Source organism: Niabella agricola, assembly GCF_021538615.1.
Classification (GTDB): Bacteria; Bacteroidota; Bacteroidia; order Chitinophagales; family Chitinophagaceae; genus Niabella; species Niabella agricola.
Window position 1 is genome coordinate 1,074,069 of sequence record NZ_JAJHIZ010000002.1, and the last position, 16,948, is coordinate 1,091,016.

Genomic DNA, 16,948 nt, shown 5'->3' on the forward strand with positions numbered 1-16,948 from the left:
AAATCAATTTTAAAAGTGCCCTGAGCTAAAATTTTACATTAACCCCCATGTTATACACCCGTTGTATCGGATATGCCGCGGTTCCAACTTCGGGATCTACCCGGTCATAAGCCGACCAGGTAAACAGATTCTGCGCATTTACAAAAGCGGTAATGCCTGCTACTTTGAACTTTGAAGTCCATTGGAACGGAAATGTATATTGGAGGTTCACATTCCGGATACGCCAGTAATCACCGGAATGCATCCAGAAGCTGCTGCTGCTTAATGTATACGCGTCGCCAAAGGATCCATTCGCCTTCAGCCTTGGATAAGTGGCTGTGGTCGCCGTTTCGGGGGTCCACCGGTTCAGCAGTTGCTCATATATCTGCCCGTATACCTGGCCATTAGCTCTTAAGATCTCCGTGTCCCAGCTATCAATGTACAGGTTCCTGTTCCTGACACCCTGGAACAGGATGCTAAAACCAAACCCCTTGTAACTGAACCCGGTGGTAAGCCCGTAATACAAAAGCGGGCTGGTAGTTCCTATTGCCGTTTCATCAAACTGATCGATCAAACCATCACCATTCAGATCCCTGAATTTTATATCGCCGGGGTGCACCTCATAACCCGCGATCACGGCACCGGAAGCTATTTCAGCTTCGGTCTGAAACAGTCCGTCGGCAATATAACCGAATCGCTGCCCTACCGGCATTCCGGTTCTTGTATTCCAGGGATAATCCCGCCGCTGTTCATCTGAAAACAGCACTTTTGTTTTTTCCAGGGAGCCGTTGGCGGTTACGAAATAATTGAAGGCCCCAATATTATTTTGATAGGAAATGGCCAGCTCTCCGCCGGTATAAAGATTTCTCCCGATATTCTCACTGGGATAGCCGGTACCCAGCAGGGCGATACTCTTTCCCCTTGTCTGAAGCAGGTCGAAATAAACATCCCTGTAATAATCAGCAGTAACAGAAAGACGGTTTTTAAATAACGCAATATCCAACCCCGCATTGAGCTTATTACCCTGCTCCCAGCTGATATTGGTATTTGCCAGCCCGTTTTCGGCAAGCGCCTGCTGCGCCCGTATATGATCAATCCCCCCAATACCGGTTTGCCCTTCGTTTGCCGCATAGGTTTGTCGCCAGATAAAATAGCCTGAATTGTCGATACCATTTCCGGTGTGGGCAAACGTAGCTCTTAGCTTCAACAGATTGATCCAGGCCGCATGATCTTTTATCAGGGCCTCTTTGGCAATATTCCATCCGGCGCCTGCTGCATAAAAGAGACCGTACTGGTGACCGGGCGGGTACCAGTCGTAGCCACTATAATTAACAGCCGCTTCGAGTATATACTTTTGCTGGTAATCATACCGGGCCTTTGCCATATAATTATTTGCGGTACCGGGCATATCAAAATTGAGCGTGGTGCGCCGTGTATCGGCCATTAGTGATCCCGTGAATGAATGCCCGGACGGCATTGCTTTTGAATATCCAAGCTCCCCCTGTGCATACCAATAACGGGCGTTTGAGATGGTATAAAAATCGTTCCGCTGCGCATTTACATCACCATAACGGGCGTAGGTGGTATCTGCATTATCACTTACCTGCATCAAAAACACAGGCACCCGCATTCCCCGGTCTGTTAATGTGGCCGATTGTACAGCAATATTACCCTTCACTTTTGCCCACAGGCCTTTTACCCATGCATCAAAATTGTACTTCATGTCTACATTAGCCATGATATCCCGGTCGTTGTTCATTATGTAACCGGATTCGTCCAGCATGGATTTCAGGTTTGTCTGAAAGGAATTATTCCCTCCATAAGAGCCATTGGGGTTATAAACGGGGTACGCATTGCCGGGCGTTCGCAGTAAATTATCCAGGATAGCACCGGTTGTGGCGCCGGGTTGATTCCCATCCTGTATACGTCCAAACAATTGTACACCGATGTTAAAGTACCGGGTTACATCAATGTCCACTTTAGAGTTAATAAGATAGCGCTGAAGCTGCATTTTGGCATCCGGATTTTTTGTATTCAGCAGTCCTTCCTGGTTTGCATAATTTAAGGAGACCATATACCTTGCTACGCCACCGCCTCCGCCAACATTTAAATTATACCGGTACAGGGGTGCGCTCTTTTTCAATACCAGGTCATACCAGTTTACATCGGGATACTGATAGGGATTATCGCCCTTTTTAAATCGTTCCAGGTCGGTGACTGTATACAGGGTCTTTCTGCCTTCATTTGACAGGGCCTCGTTTACCAGATAGGCATAATCAAATGCGCTTACCGGTTTTGGAAGTTTCAAGGGTTCCTGTGTGCCCATTTCTGCCGTAAAAGAAAGCTGTGGTGGTCCGGGTTTGGGCTTTTTCGTCGTAACCAGCAGCACACCGTTGGAGCTCCGCTGCCCCAGTGCTATCGCAGACAGGCCGTCCTTTAAAACAGAGATGCTTTCAATGCTTTCGGGGTCCAGTGAAAAAATATTCCGCTGGATGCCATCCACCACTACCACCGGATTCTGCCCTCTTAGCTTCATAGAGATCTCGTTGTTGTCGCTAAAAGGCGCCAGACCTGTTCTCGCCAGGGTTCCGGCCAGGTCTTTTGTAGAATTGGCATCCGCTGTTCCAGAAAAGGACCGGAAGCCCCTCAGTTGCTCTGTATACAGCCCCTGCAGCCTGCCGGTAAGTGCATAAGGATACAATGTAGCAGGCGTGGTGGCGATCTGCGGTGTATAAACGGTAGCAACGGAAGCAAGGGACAGATCTGCTTTTTTGCTTTCATACAACACGTCGATACTATCGGAAGGGGTTAAATAACTTTTCCTGATCTGCACAACAATATCACGTTCGCCAGGCTTTGGTTTATAATAAATAACATCTGCACCCGTCCCGGAAAACACCAGTGAGGACCGCATTGCCGTTTTTATTTCGAAAAATCCTTCCCCATTGCTCCATACAAAATGGCCGGTTCCTTTTTCGAGAACCTTAACATTCGGAACAGGATGCCCATATTCATCTACCACTTTGCCTTTAAGTACGTGACCAGTTTGAGCAAAACCTATACAGCTTGTAAGAAAGGCTATAAAAACAACAATAATTTTCTTTATATAAGCATTAAACCGCCGCATAAATTTTTTCAGTTTTTAGTGAGCATGTAAGACCAATTGAGACCAGCTACTACTGGCATTTGAAGGTGTAGACGAACGGGTCTGAAGGCAGTGTGCTTCCACCATATCCCACTTTCTTTGTTCCTGTTGCATCCGTTAAAAAATACTCCATCCGTTCCAGCGTTTGGTTTTCATTTAATCCAAAGAACGACCGGGGCCAGAAATCGAACCGGAACCGGTTCATTCCGGGAGCCGTCTTAAAAGCAGTTTTATCACTGATCCCGCACTGCTCTATTACCTGGCCGTCATTGGTATATCCCTTAGCACAGATGTAGATTCTGGATTCGGTACTTAAGGGAGTAGCGATCAGATCCCCGTCATAGGAGATGGTTTGTATATCGTTGTCCGTGGCTTTGGCCAGCTCCATCATGGCCAGCTGCGGATTTACAAAATCCACCAGGTCCCCGGTACCCTTAACCGTAAGGCGGGCATACCGGCCATCGTGATATTTATCGCTACCCGGCGGTTCCAGTCCATTGGTCGTATTTCCAATAAAGTAGCCCAGGTTCACCAGCATGTTCTGCTCGCCGGCCTTGGTAATAAATTTCACCGAGTAGTCGATGCTGTTATTTACATCGTATGTTTTTGTGGAGCGGAAAACGATCCACTCCATATCGTTTACAAGGTTGCCCATCAGGGCATATCGTTTATCCTGCATCAACGCCTCGGCCCAGGGCAATTGTGTTTTAGGCTCTTTTTCTGAAGCCGGCATCAGGCTCATTTTTTCATTATTGGCGCTCATGGCCGTGCAGGTATAAAATGCAGATGTATTCCTGGATGCATTCCAGGACTTGGGAACCAGCATCCCAACCACAAGCGTTTTTCCCAAATTGGTTCCGGCCACATCCAGGTGTACGTTGACCACCGCAGTGAGGTTGTCGCCCCCGTTCACCGTTTCCGGCTGTTCCACACTGGTAATGTCTGCACTGCAGGCAAATATTAAAGCCAGCAACACCAACACCGTCAGCAGTTTCCAGAAATTTCCTTTTCTTAAAAATTTAGTTCTCATATACCCGGTTTGAAAAAATTAGTTGTTTATTGAACGGCTTCCAATGCATACTGATAGGTGTTTGTTACACACCCCGGCGAGCCTCTTAAAATGATCCGCCGCACGCCGTTCACCACCGGGTAATCAAATTCATTGGTAAAACTTTCTGATGAGCCGTTTTGAACAAAAGAAATATGCAGGGGGTGAGCCGCATCGTCCAGCGACCAGGTGCCATCCTTCAATACCACAAAGGGAACCTGGTGCTCCATGGAATAGGTGCCATTTTCATTGAAGCGGATCGAAAACGATGTAAAATCAAAATGTGCAGTTATATCCACGCCATTCCTGACAACGCCGGCAATTTTCCAGGTGCCGACAATATTTTTGATGGCTTCCGCATTAACGCCTGTTTGTTCTTTTTTGCAGGAGTTTATTAAAACGGCCACTGAGATCAGGCTCATTAGAAAAAAGGATTTAGCAAATCTCATAGTAGTGTAATCGTTATTTACAAGTGAATAAACTTTTTCCGGTACCCGGACCTGGTTACTGCCCGGTGGTACTCCAGTACGGATTTTGTAATAATTGGGTTGATTTTGCCACTTCTGTCTGTGGAATTGGGAAAAGGTACATGGCGTTCCTGAAATTCCGTTTGCGCACATCGAATGTTTCAAAAACCGGGGGAACGTTATTGCGCCGGGTCACTTTCATTCCATGCATCTGTGCATTTTCGGTATCCCCTGCGATCAGCCATCTGCGCACATCCCAAAACCAATGCTCTTCAAATGCCAGTTCTATCCTCCGTTCATTACGGATCACCGCCCTCATTTCATCTTTGCTCATGCCTGCAGCCAGTCCGTACATATTGTCGTCTCCGGCATCGATACCGGCTCTTTTCCGCAGCTCGGTAACGGCGGTATACACATCCTGGGTTGGGCCGGAAAATTCATTTTCGGCTTCGGCAAAATTCAAAAGCATTTCTGCAAACCGGATCAGCGGCCAGCAGCGTTCGGTTCCGTGGATACAGTTGCCTGCAATGTCCGGCTTCAGCATTTTGTTGACGTAATATCCTGTAGTGGTCCGTTTAAACACGGCATCGGCTCCGGCATCCACATACAGCTTCAGTGCCTGCCCCATAATGGGCTGGATAAAATCGGTATATAAAACGATGAGGGATGAATCATGCATGATCGTACTCTCCAGCCGGGGGTCCCGGTTATCATAAGGCCGGCCGGGGTTGTACCCCGATTCCGGGCTGCTGATCATTTTTCCATTCTTCATCAGGAAGGCATCCACCAGTTCCTGGTAGGGAAACGCTCCCTTGCCATCGCCCCCCCTGGTAGGAGGCATCCAGCAGGTTTCAAAATCCCGGGTACCACTTTGCATTCTTGCAAAAATGTATTCGTTATTTACCCTCAGGTTAAATACCGCACGGAACGGTGGTACCGTTAAACCGGATACGGAAGTGGTTGTGCTATGTAATTGATAAGTTCCCAGCGATAATACGGTCTTTGCGGCATCGGCAGCCAGCTTCCACCTGTTTGCGTCGGCAGCCGGATACCCAACCACGGTCCGCAACGGACCAGCCAGGGAAGTATTAAATGTATTTTCACCATTAAACAAAGGGCTGGCTGCATAAAGCAACACGCGCGATTTCAATGCCAGGCAGGCTCCTGCTCCTGCCCTGCCATAGTCAATGCCCTGCTGCCGTACCGGCAATGCAGCAGCAGCAGCATCGCATTCTGCCACAATATAATTTACGCATTCCTCAAAGCTACTCCTGCTGGCGGTTATATGATCCTGATCGGTATAAATAGTATCGCCCACCAATGGCACGCCGCCATAATGTTTTAAAAGAATAAAATAGTACCAGGCCCTCAGAAAACGGGCTTCTGCAGCGGTCCTTTTTTGCAGGTACGCATCAAAAGGCAATGTTGTTGCGTGTTTCAGATACTGGTTAGCGGCCCTTATCTGCTTATAGCAGGTTTTCCAGGCATCATCCGTAATGGTAGCCGGTGTTACCGATCCTGTGGCAAAACCTGCTGAAGTGGCGGCAACACCCACCCGTGGAACGTCTGCTTCGGATGAGGCCGCATCCAACCCTCCGTTTTCAGAAAACCGGGTAGGACTGAAGCTAAACCCTACATCTGAATAAATATTGTTCAGGAAACTCATGGCGTAGGTACTATCACTAAAAACAGTTTGCTCGCTCAGGTTGGTTGTATTCGTCCCCTCCAGGAACCGGCTTTTTGAACAACTTGCAACAAGCAATAACGCGATAGCCGCAAGGCACAGTTTCGTTGACGGTTTTGCGTGATCATTCCTTTCCATATAAAAGAATCGTTTATCGTTTCTTAATGAAGCTGTTTAAACTTTTCGAAAAAAGGTGGCTGCTTAAATTCTCCGCTGGTTTTAGACAGATTCAATATATCGCAGATCCCCGCAGATTGATTTTCTGAGAAAATCAGTGTAAAAAATTTGCGTACATCCGCGAAAAATATCATCGCATCCAGAAGTTTAAACAACTTCAATAATATAGTAACTCAAAAATATTTCCACCCCCACCCCTGTTCTGTAATAATTTCACTTTTTTTTAAATATCAGGTGGGGTACTCCCAAAGCAGCGTGACTACTAAAGGACCGCAACAATCAACGGTACTTTGCACTTTTGGGTTCGTGGCAGGTTGATACCCCCTGCGGTTCCGCTCCCCCCAAACGCTGCCGGGTTCCATTTAAAAGTTCCGGCAAATAAATTCTATATTCACAACTTCATCTCATTTTCAAAACCGTGTACCCCGATCTGTATTACCTGCTGCGCGATCTGACCGGCCTGGAGCTGCATTTTCTGCATCAGATCACTGTATTCGGGTTTTCCATGGCGCTTTCATTCCTGGCAGGTTCGCTGTTCCTGAGAAGAATTTTCAGGGAAAAGGAAGCGCGGGGAACGTACAACCGTCCGGAAGTCCGGGTTCAGGCACATATTCCGGTTAGCATCCGCCCCAGTAACAGCATCGGCAGCATTGCACTGTTGGCCGCGATACTGGGACTTATTTTTGGGAAACTGCTTTATCTCCTCGAAAACTATGGCACACAAAACATTCGCTTTGTTCTTTTTTCTTTTTCCGGGATCAATTTTTATGGTGCGCTGGCAGGTTGCGCCGTCGCTGTCTGGATCTATTACCGCGGGAAGAACATCCGCCCCCTGTATGTTATTGATGCTATGGCTCCCGGATTCATGATCGCATATACCATCGGGCGGTTGGGCTGCCATGTTTCAGGAGACGGCGACTGGGGTCTGGTAAACACCGAGCCCAAGCCTTTTACCTGGGTTCCGGACTGGCTGTGGACCTGTTATTACCCGCACAACCTGCTCCGGGAAGGGATCATTATGACCCGCTGCGACTGGGGCAATTATTGTTACCAGTTGCCCAGTCCTGTTTATCCAACTCCGCTTTATGAAGCCCTTGTTTGTTCCCTTTTGTTTTTACTGCTCTGGATGCTGAGGAACAGGATGGCGGCACCGGGTATGCTGATGGGGCTGTACCTGTTGCTGGCCGGCACCGAGCGTTTCCTGATCGAAAAGATACGCATCAACCCCGTTATACCAGGGCTGAATATGACCCAGGCCCAGCTCGTAAGTATACTACTGGTGCTCCTGGGCACAACCCTCCTGATACGTCCCTTTTTTCAAAAAGGAAATTTGCCCGCTTATTGATTATTACCACTAGCAACAGACCTTCTACAAAACCGCGCCAAGGATCAACGCATCTTCCCCCAGCGTTGCCATATGCACGGGTATATCAATATCCCTGTTTTTAAGGTCTGCAAGAACCCCCGGCATAAAATACCTGCCGGCCCGGGCAATGTTCCCTCCCAGTATAATAACCTCCGGGTTATCCGCTGTTACAAAGCCGTATAGAAAAGAAGCCAGATGCGCAGCAAACTCCTCAAAAACGAGCCCTACCTCGGCATTTGAATCATAGAGCGTGGCCAGCTCCTCCACATTGGCTACGGTTTGCCCGGTGCGCTCCCGGAACCGCTTTAAGAACCACCGGGTAGAAATATAATCTTCTGCAATGCCATTCATGAACGGCATCTGCCAAAGATCCGCATCCGTAGCCTCGCCGTTTTTATAACGTGAAGTTCCCAGTCCGGTTCCCAATGTAATACCAACCGCACGCTTGCAGTGCTTCATGGCACCTGCAAGCACTTCACCTTTGAGGAAGCAACCTGCATCATTTGAAATATGAATGTGCAGAACCGGAATCCCTGTTGCATCAGCCAGCAATTCCTTTATATTCAGGCCATATAACGATTCGTATTTATCATTCCCGTTCATGAGGCTGATCCCCGCCGTATAATCGAACGGGCCGGGCATTGCGATACCCAGGGATTCTACCGGCAAGACTGCCTGCGCCATTGCTTTTTTAAGCGCACCTGCCCAGGAACCAATGATCACGCCAGCCGGTGCTTTTGAATCTACCTTTGCCCTTATGCAGGAACCCGCTAAAATACGCTCAGTTTTTACATCTACCAATGCCGCGGTGATGTGAGAGCCCCCGATATCTGCGCCCAACCTAATACGTTCGTTCTTCATTATTGAAAAGTTCTGAATAAATAGATCTCATTTATAAGATAGTTGCTGCGGTTTGCTGCCCATTACCAGCTCCAGCCGCCCGCCTTTTATAATATCCCGGTAATCGATATAGCATTTGTTATATGGTTTACCATTGAGCAATACCTTTTGTATATAGATATTGAATGGCGTATTGTTCTTTGCAATAATTGAAAATATCTTATTGCCCGGCAGCTGAATAACAGATTGTCCAAACTGGGGACTGGTTATTTCAAACCTCGTGCTGCCGGGGGCCACCGGGTGCATACCCACAGATGCCAGGACATACCAGGCACTCATCTGTCCCACATCTTCGTTACCAACCAGCCCTTCCACCGCGTTATGATAAGCACTGTCGCAAATGATACGTGTCCATTTTTGTGTGAGCCAGGGTACCCCTAAACGGTTAAACAGGAACGGCACATGATGCACGGGTTCATTTGCATGATTGTAATAGCTGTTCCACATAAAACGCTTTGGCGTTTTATAAAAAAATTGTTCAAGATCGGCGATCACTTTTTCCCGCCCGCCCATTAGTTCCACCATACCATCCACATCATGCGGAACAAACCAGCCCTGCTGGTAGGGGTTGGTCTCAAACGTGCCATACCAGTCAGTAAGACGGCCTTCTTTCGGCCAAGGCTGCCAGCTTCCGTCCGCATTGCGCGGACGAAACCAGTGATGTGCTGTGTCCCATATATTTTTATAGTTACGCGATCGCAGATCATATTTTTGAGCGTCCTCCGCTTTACCCAAACCGCTGGCCATCTGCAACAGGCACCAGTCTGCAAAAGCATACTCCAGCGTTTTGGCAATGCTGCCCGGATCATAGCCCAGCCGGCCATTGCCAAATTTTTCGTTCGTATTTACGGCATAGCTATAGGCCTTTTGCAGATCATAGTTACGAATCCCTTTTACATACGCATCCGCCAGCACCACCACGGCCGGGTTCCCCAGCATGCATCCGCTATAGGCGTTCAGCAGCTCCCAACGTTCCAGGTAACTGCTGTCCGATTCATCAGCAAGTGTTACCAATGAGTTAATCATATCATTCACCAGGCCGGGATTGATGATCGTTTGCAACGGAAACTGGCTGCGGAACACATCCCAGCCGCTGAAAATACTGCGTTTTCTAAAACCGGCAGCCCGGTGCACTTTGCCATCCCCGCCGGTGTAGTTTCCATCTACATCGGTTACAATCCGGGGGTCGATCATGGTATGATATAATGCCGTATAAAAAACATGTTTTTGCGCTTCTGTAGCACCGCTGATCGAGACAACGCGCAACGCATCATTCCAGCGCTGCACCGCATCCTGATGCAGTTGATCAAAACTCCAGCCGCTGATCTCTGCTTCCAGATTTCTCTTTGCCCCTTCCATACTCACAAAGGAGATACCGGCTTTCATAAGCACCTGCTCCCCTGCGGTTGTTTCAAATTCAGTATAAAACCCCAGGTGCTTTCCCCTGGCTTCCTCCCCTCGTGTACGCGCAGTTATCGTTGCATGCGCCACCCGTTGCTGATACGAATCGCTTTCCACCGACTCCCGTCTGCGATCCGCAGTATCCGGTATATTGACGTTCCATACACCAGCGTGCTTTAGCGGTTTACTGAACTGCGCATAAAAATAAACGGTATAATTTGCCTTACCCTCGCCATTGCCCCATCCCCCACCGGAGGGTGTGCACTGCATCCAGCCGGCAATAGTATGCTCATCTACCACCTTTACATACTGAAAGGTGGAGGTGCCGCCTACCCTTCTGGCCAGATCTATTTGTATCCGCGACCGTTTATGGACAGGGAACGTGAACCGCAGCATACCGCTATGCGGCGCTGCCGTCATTTCGGCCCTAACAGCAGCATCGGTCAGCCGAACGGCATAATAGCCGGCAGATGCCTGCTCGCTTGCCTTATCATAACGGGACCGATAGCCGGTTCCGGGAGGATCGTTTAACCGCCCGGCTGCTGTTTTTAACGGGCCGGTTGCCGGCATCACCAGAAAATTTCCCAGGTCGCCAAACCAGCCAATGCCGCTCATTTGTGTAAACGCAAAGCCCTCAATACTTTCGTGCTCATAACTATAACCGGAACCATTGTCTCCTCCCGTTATCGTATTCGGACTTACCTGCACCATACCATACGGAGTGGTAGCACCGGGGAACGTTTTTCCTAACCCGTGATAGATACCCGCTTTGCCGGCGCTGGTACTTGCCCCGATGAACGGGTTAACATACTGCGCCGGAACTCTTGTCTGTGCCCCGGAAACAGTTGCCAGCAAAACGGTTAAAAACAAAGAATAGATTTTCATTTACAGTTCGCGTATAAAGAAGGTATGACGTTTGGGCTGATTGATGCGGTAGATCTCATCAACCAGCAGATCCATCTGTTTTTGCCAGCCGTCCCGTACTTCCGGATACCGGGCCTTTAAATAATTATCAAGATTACCCCGCACAAAGCCTTCATTGATATGTGCATAAATGGTATCGAGGGTAGCCAGGTCATCTTTCATTAACAGCCCCTTATCCATCAGGAAATCATATTCCATCCATGCATAGTCCCTGAACCGCCGTTCGATCTGCCATCGCTCTTCGTTTAATTTCTTAATGGCCATCGCCTGCTCATATTGTGGTGTTCTGCTCAGTTCTGCAAGGTTAATACCTGCTTTTAGTGCTGCCCGGCTCCACTCGCCTATTTTGCGGCCATCAATCTCCACTGCATACCTGCCACCGGCCAAGCCATTTACACGCAGCATTTCCTGGTTAAGATCCTGAATGAAGGGCACCAATTTTAAAGCATCCGTTTCCCTACGCTGCATAGCCCCCCACTCACCGGTGGCCATCGTATCTACCGGGTAAGGCAGGGCATTAGCCAGATAATCGAACTTTAATGTTCCCTGTTTCGATTGTATATTGGTGATCTGGCAATTGGTCAGGCGCTCTGCCCTTAGTGTAGCCGCATTTACGGTAAAATCGGCTACCTTTTTGCCGGCAAGCCCCTGTGCCTTTAAAAACAGGTATGCCATCACCAGGTGCCCGTCTGCACCCGGATGGATCCTGTCGTTACCGATAAGGGTATATGTTGAATCTTTTGCCTGTTCGCGCAGATTGATCGCCGTCATTGGCCGGGTAAGATCCAAAAATCCCCAACCACTTTTTTTTGCCACCGACTCCTGAAACGCTGCAATTCTGAGCATGGCATTGCTCTTACCTGGAAAAAGATTATTTTTTCCGAATTTGCTCGTTTCATCATAAGGCGACCCCGCGATAAGGATCTTTTTAATACCGGGATGCATTTTGAAAGAGGTATCCATCTGCAACAGCGCTCTGTAAGACCGGTCTAATTTTTCTTTCGTTTTTTTGGTGCTGTCCGATTGTAAAAACTCAAAATACCCGGTATCATTCATGCCAAATGTAAGCGCAATAACCGTGGGCCTTTTTGTATAAACATCGGTTTCAAGACGCTTGTTCATCTGTTCTGCAATTTCACCGCCGATCCCCGCATTCAGGATCGTCAGGGGCATATCCGGGAAACGCGTCATATAATACAACCAGATGTACTGGTGATAACGCCCGCCATGCGTAATACTGTTGCCTACAAATGCCACCCGGTCTCCTTTTTTAAAAGGCGGAATGCTCTGGGCACCAGCAAAAAAACAATTGCCGGCAAAAAATGAAAGCCATAAGTAATTTAAGAACTTCATTAATCTTTATTTTTAAATGTATAATTATTTCTGCTGAGCGCGCCTTACAAGATACATTATCATTTTAATGCTGCCGAAGTAAACGATGACGCCGGCAATCCGTACCCATTAAACAAAGTACCCGCAGAGGCCGCATAAAACGCATAGCGTACCCCAACGGGGTTTGAGATAGTATTGCTGCGCACCATTACCTTGTTGCCTTCAATCACCGCTGTTGCCGGTTTCCATGAGCCATCAGTGTTTTGCAGTTCAAATCCTTCTAAAGCTCCGTTACGCGATTTAAGCCCTCCATCCGTATGCGTAAACGACACCACGACTCTACCCGCTTTTACTTCAAAACCCTTATAGAGCGGCCCGGAATAAATAGCCTTCTTTTTGTAGGATTCACTTAATGCCCAAAGCGCCAGGCGTTTTCCTACCTCCGGTTTATCGGCCGGGTGAATATTATCCGTATTACCAATATCCAGCGTAACGGCCATACCCGTATTGGGAGACAGGGACAGCGTTCTTCGCTGCGCATCCCGCAATTCAGCAGCCTGCGTGGTTTCGCCCCAATACTTAAAGGGAGCAATCTGCACGAAATAAAATGGAAAGGCTCCCTGATGCCATTTGAGCCGCCAATCGCTGATCATCAGGGGAAATAACGTGGTATATTGTCTGGCCCTGCCTACGTTGGATTCTCCCTGGTACCAGATCGCGCCTTTTATGGCAAAAGGTACCAGCGGGGCAATCATTGCGTTATATAATACCGACGGTTGATTGGGCCAGGTATTCAAAACAGGCTTCGGTTTAACAGCAACCAGTTTATACTGCCACTCTCCGTTTAATTTTATGCCGGAGGCCGCAGTCCCTGTTTCCGGATACAAGACCATTTGTTCTGCTTTTCCGTACATACCACCGCGGCCCCCGTCATCGATAATTTTAATGGAGAGCACGTTATCTCCCGCCTTCACCAGCTTTCCGGGTATGGTATAATGCCTTTCTGCGGCCCAGGTAAAACCTTGCATGGTACTGTCTACCGCTACACCATTAACATACAATACGTCCCGGTCGTCGATGGGCCCCAGGTCCATCTTCAATTCTTTTCCGGCCCACGTTCCGGGTATACTTACCACACGTTTAAACCATACAACACCGTCTATATCCGGCAACCCCGCATCTTCCCAAAAGCCGGGGACCTTTATGCTCTTCCAGGTGGCGTTGTCTGCGCCACCGGTATATGCAGCGCTATAGTCATGCTGTGCCTGTTGCCATTTCTGATCATTTATATGATCGTGCTCAACAATAGCAGCCATATTCCGGTGAACGGAGTCGATGGTGTTCAGTTCTTTATCAAAATCACCCATTAAACGTAACCCGCTTTCGCTGGTCCATGCCTCGGCTACCGTTCCCCCCCAGCTGGTATGGATAAGACCGACCGGCACCTGCAGCTTATTGTATAATTCTTTTCCAAAAAAAAAGGCGGTAGCACTGAAGCTGCGCACAGTTGCCGGAGTACAGGCCAGCCAGTTGCCTTTGACATCCTCACGCGGTGTGTAAGCAATACTTTTTTCAACAGTGAACAGCCGGATGTTGGGATAATGAGCGCCCGCTATTTCCCCCGCCGAGTTTTTGACAGGATCGGTAGCCCATCCCTCTACCGGCATTTCCATATTCGACTGACCGGAGCAGATCCATACTTCCCCGATCAGCACGCCCCGCAGGATCCTGGTTTCTCCGGCCCTGATGCGCAGTTCATAAGGACCTCCGGCGCCGGGAGTTGAAAGCCGCAGCATCCATTTTCCATTCTTACCGGCGAATGTATGTACTGCTTTGCCGGACCAGCTTCCGCTCACTTCCACTTTCTGTCCCGGAGAGGCCCAGCCCCAAACAGGCGCATTGGTATGCTGCTGCAGAACCATACTGTCTGCAAATAACGCCGGCAATTTTAATTGAGCCGGCACCCCCAAAACCAGTAAAAAAAAGCAGAGTAAGCATCCGCTCTTTATTAAAAAAATTTTAACCATCCAAACTAGCTTTCCATAAAGACACTTTACTTACCGGTTACCCCTATTATAAATTCCAGATTTCGATAGAGGTACTCCCCATCTGAACGTACTTATTACCAGGTTGAATGTCATTTTTTCCTGCGCTGCTCCTTCCGCCCGGCGGATACAGAACAGGGCATTGATACCTGCACCGGTTTCCGGCGGCGGCCGATGTACAAAAAATGTGATCCATCCTCATATTCTTTAGCAATGCTTATTTAATAAAACCCGGATGAAACCAGTAGTTAAACCCGTACTTACAACATTATTCCTCATCGTTGCGAAACTGGTCCTGGCCGATGTAAAATTACCGGTCCTTTATCAAAGCAATATGGTATTGCAAAGGGACAAACCCTGCACCATACGTGGAATAGCAGATAACGGTGAAACCGTTTCCCTGGTATTCAACCATACAACCTACCGCACCAAAGCAAGGAACCTGAGCTGGGAAATAACCCTGCCCCCTCAACCGGCCGGTGGCCCATACGATATCCTCATTGAGGGTAAAAACCGGCTCCAATTATCGGATGTTCTGTTTGGCGACGTCTGGATCTGCAGCGGACAAAGCAATATGCAGTTCAGCGTAAAAGATGCCCGTCCCCAGCCCGATACCGCTACCTACAACAATGATAATATACGGCTTTTTACCGTTGGCATTGGTGCCGACTTTGTACCGCAGGATACCGTGAAGGGTGGTTCCTGGAAGATTGCCCGTGTAAAGGAGGTCAATGGCTTCAGCGCTGCAGGTTTCTTCTTTGGAAGTTACCTGCAACATCAGCTGAACATTCCCGTGGGTCTTATCAGCGTGAACCTGGGGGCAACAGCCATTGAAGAATGGATGAGCAACGAAGCGCTGCGTCCGTTCCCTCAATTTGCAGATTTCTACAATACCTATCTTGCCCCGGGCAAAAGTATGAAGGCGATAAACGACGACTTTGAAAAAATAAAATCCTCCTGGGAGCAAACCGGCTATCTGAAAGATGATCCCGGCCTGGCGCACCAATGGTATCTGCCGGATACCGATATCAGCGACTGGAAAACGATGAACCAGCCGTCTCACTGGGAAGACAATGAATTAAAAGATTACGATGGATCCGTATGGTTCAGAAAGAGCTACGATTCCCTTCCGAAGGATTTTTGGGGCAATACCAACATCAGCCTGGGGCAGGTAGACGACTACAATATCTGCTGGGTGAACGGCGTAAAAATCGGCGAAGGCTATGGCAATATGAACATGTATACCTATAAGGTTCCGGACAGCCTGCTGAAGCCCAAAAACAATGTAGTGGTGGTACGGGTTTTTGATGCCGGGGGTAAAGGTGGCATGTATAATATGTTCTGGAACCCGTTCCTGGCGGGCTCCTGGAACTATAAAAAGGGGGTACAGATCGATCCTGCAACATTTAAAAAACCGTTGGTAGCCAATTACTACATTTTTGGTACACCATCCATCCTCTACAATGCAAATATTGCACCGCTTACACAACTGAGCATTAAAGGATTTATATGGTACCAGGGCGAAGCCAATACCGGAAGAGCAACGGAATACAGCCAGTTACTGCCCGCAATGATCACCGACTGGCGCAAAAAATTCGGCCAGGGGCCCCTTCCCTTTTTAATAGTGCAACTACCCGATTTAGGCAAAGAACCAGAGTTACCGGAAGACAACGAATGGGCCGAACTGCGCGGGGCACAATCATCGGCACTCTCCCTGCCCAATACCGGCATGGCAGTAACCATCGACATCGGCGAGGCCGGCAACCTGCATCCGCATAATAAACTGGATGTAGGACGGCGGCTTGGAATGGCGGCACTGAGCGGCGTCTATGGTGCAGACAGTATTGCAGCCAGCCCCCGTTATAAGCACATGGAAATAGCCGGCGACAGCATCGTGATCACTTTTGACAACCACATAATTTGCAAAAACAAATACGGCTATATCCGCGGTTTTGCCATTGCCGGTGCAGACCATATTTTTCACTGGGCAAGAGCTTATCAAAAAAACAGCTATTCCATTGTGGTTTATAACCCGGGCATAAAGCCCCCCCTGCAGGTTCGGTATTTGTGGAGCGGTGAACCAGGCGCCATTGACCTGTACAATAAAAACGGGTTACCAGCAGCACCTTTCAGAACCGATCAGTTTAAACTGACTACAGAGGGGAAAATGTACCGTTTTGAACCATAAAGAGGCCTCACAGGAAGAAGGACAATCTAATTACTGTCTATCGGCACAGCATAAGAACGTCATGAACCAGAGGCCACCATATTATCCTCCTGGAGGAGTGGCACCTTCGGCAATAAGACTATCTCAAACCGGAGCGGGCCTTCACCTCCACCAATAGGGTAAACCGCCGATTCGTACTCCCTCTCCCGAGGGGAATTAGGAAATCTCCCTCTATCTGAACAGCATGGGAACACTACGAACTAAAAGTAACAGCACTATCCCCCGCTGGCGGGGCGGAACTGTCGATAAGAAC

10 protein-coding genes are annotated in these 16,948 nt (G+C 48.5%); 2 read left to right on the top strand and 8 right to left on the bottom strand.

What is annotated here, in order from left to right; all coding sequences use genetic code 11:
* Nucleotides 1-25 precede the first annotated feature (25 nt).
* The 4 genes from LL912_RS04875 to LL912_RS04890 form a co-directional block, all read right to left on the bottom strand.
* Nucleotides 26-3,106, bottom strand: coding sequence for a SusC/RagA family TonB-linked outer membrane protein (locus LL912_RS04875; RefSeq protein WP_235552431.1), 3,081 nt, complete (start codon nucleotides 3,104-3,106; stop codon nucleotides 26-28).
* Between the two features lie 49 nt (nucleotides 3,107-3,155).
* Nucleotides 3,156-4,154, bottom strand: coding sequence for a DUF4961 domain-containing protein (locus LL912_RS04880; protein ID WP_235552432.1), 999 nt, complete (start codon nucleotides 4,152-4,154; stop codon nucleotides 3,156-3,158).
* 26 nt (nucleotides 4,155-4,180) lie between these two features.
* Nucleotides 4,181-4,594, bottom strand: a complete 414-nt coding sequence (locus LL912_RS04885) for a DUF5004 domain-containing protein (RefSeq protein ID WP_235552433.1) — start codon at nucleotides 4,592-4,594, stop codon at nucleotides 4,181-4,183.
* 82 nt (nucleotides 4,595-4,676) lie between these two features.
* Nucleotides 4,677-6,461: a RagB/SusD family nutrient uptake outer membrane protein gene (locus LL912_RS04890; RefSeq protein ID WP_235552435.1), complete on the bottom strand. Its 1,785-nt coding sequence runs from the start codon at nucleotides 6,459-6,461 to the stop codon at nucleotides 4,677-4,679.
* Between the two features lie 457 nt (nucleotides 6,462-6,918).
* Between LL912_RS04890 and LL912_RS04895 the strand changes: the two genes are divergently transcribed.
* A complete protein-coding gene (locus LL912_RS04895; protein ID WP_235552437.1) occupies nucleotides 6,919-7,845 on the top strand; it encodes a prolipoprotein diacylglyceryl transferase family protein in 927 nt (308 codons plus the stop codon).
* Between the two features lie 24 nt (nucleotides 7,846-7,869).
* On the opposite strand, the gene LL912_RS04900 is transcribed toward LL912_RS04895, so the two are convergent.
* Genes LL912_RS04900 through LL912_RS04915 form a run of 4 tightly spaced genes read right to left on the bottom strand, consistent with a single transcriptional unit; the run spans nucleotide 7,870 to nucleotide 14,369 of the window.
* The gene (locus tag LL912_RS04900) at nucleotides 7,870-8,727 is read right to left on the bottom strand and encodes an ROK family protein (RefSeq protein ID WP_235552438.1); all 858 of its coding nucleotides are present in this window, start codon (nucleotides 8,725-8,727) and stop codon (nucleotides 7,870-7,872) included.
* Nucleotides 8,728-8,754: 27 nt separating this feature from the next.
* Nucleotides 8,755-11,052, bottom strand: a complete 2,298-nt coding sequence (locus LL912_RS04905; RefSeq protein ID WP_235552439.1) for a GH92 family glycosyl hydrolase — start codon at nucleotides 11,050-11,052, stop codon at nucleotides 8,755-8,757.
* Nucleotides 11,053-12,444, bottom strand: a complete 1,392-nt coding sequence (locus LL912_RS04910) for an SGNH/GDSL hydrolase family protein (RefSeq protein WP_235552440.1) — start codon at nucleotides 12,442-12,444, stop codon at nucleotides 11,053-11,055.
* Nucleotides 12,445-12,503: 59 nt separating this feature from the next.
* Nucleotides 12,504-14,369, bottom strand: coding sequence for a sialate O-acetylesterase (locus LL912_RS04915; RefSeq protein ID WP_235552441.1), 1,866 nt, complete (start codon nucleotides 14,367-14,369; stop codon nucleotides 12,504-12,506).
* A gap of 334 nt (nucleotides 14,370-14,703) precedes the next feature.
* Here LL912_RS04915 and LL912_RS04920 point away from each other — a divergent pair, with 334 nt between their 5' ends.
* Nucleotides 14,704-16,656: a sialate O-acetylesterase gene (locus LL912_RS04920; protein ID WP_235552442.1), complete on the top strand. Its 1,953-nt coding sequence runs from the start codon at nucleotides 14,704-14,706 to the stop codon at nucleotides 16,654-16,656.
* The last annotated feature ends 292 nt before the right edge of the window (nucleotides 16,657-16,948 follow it).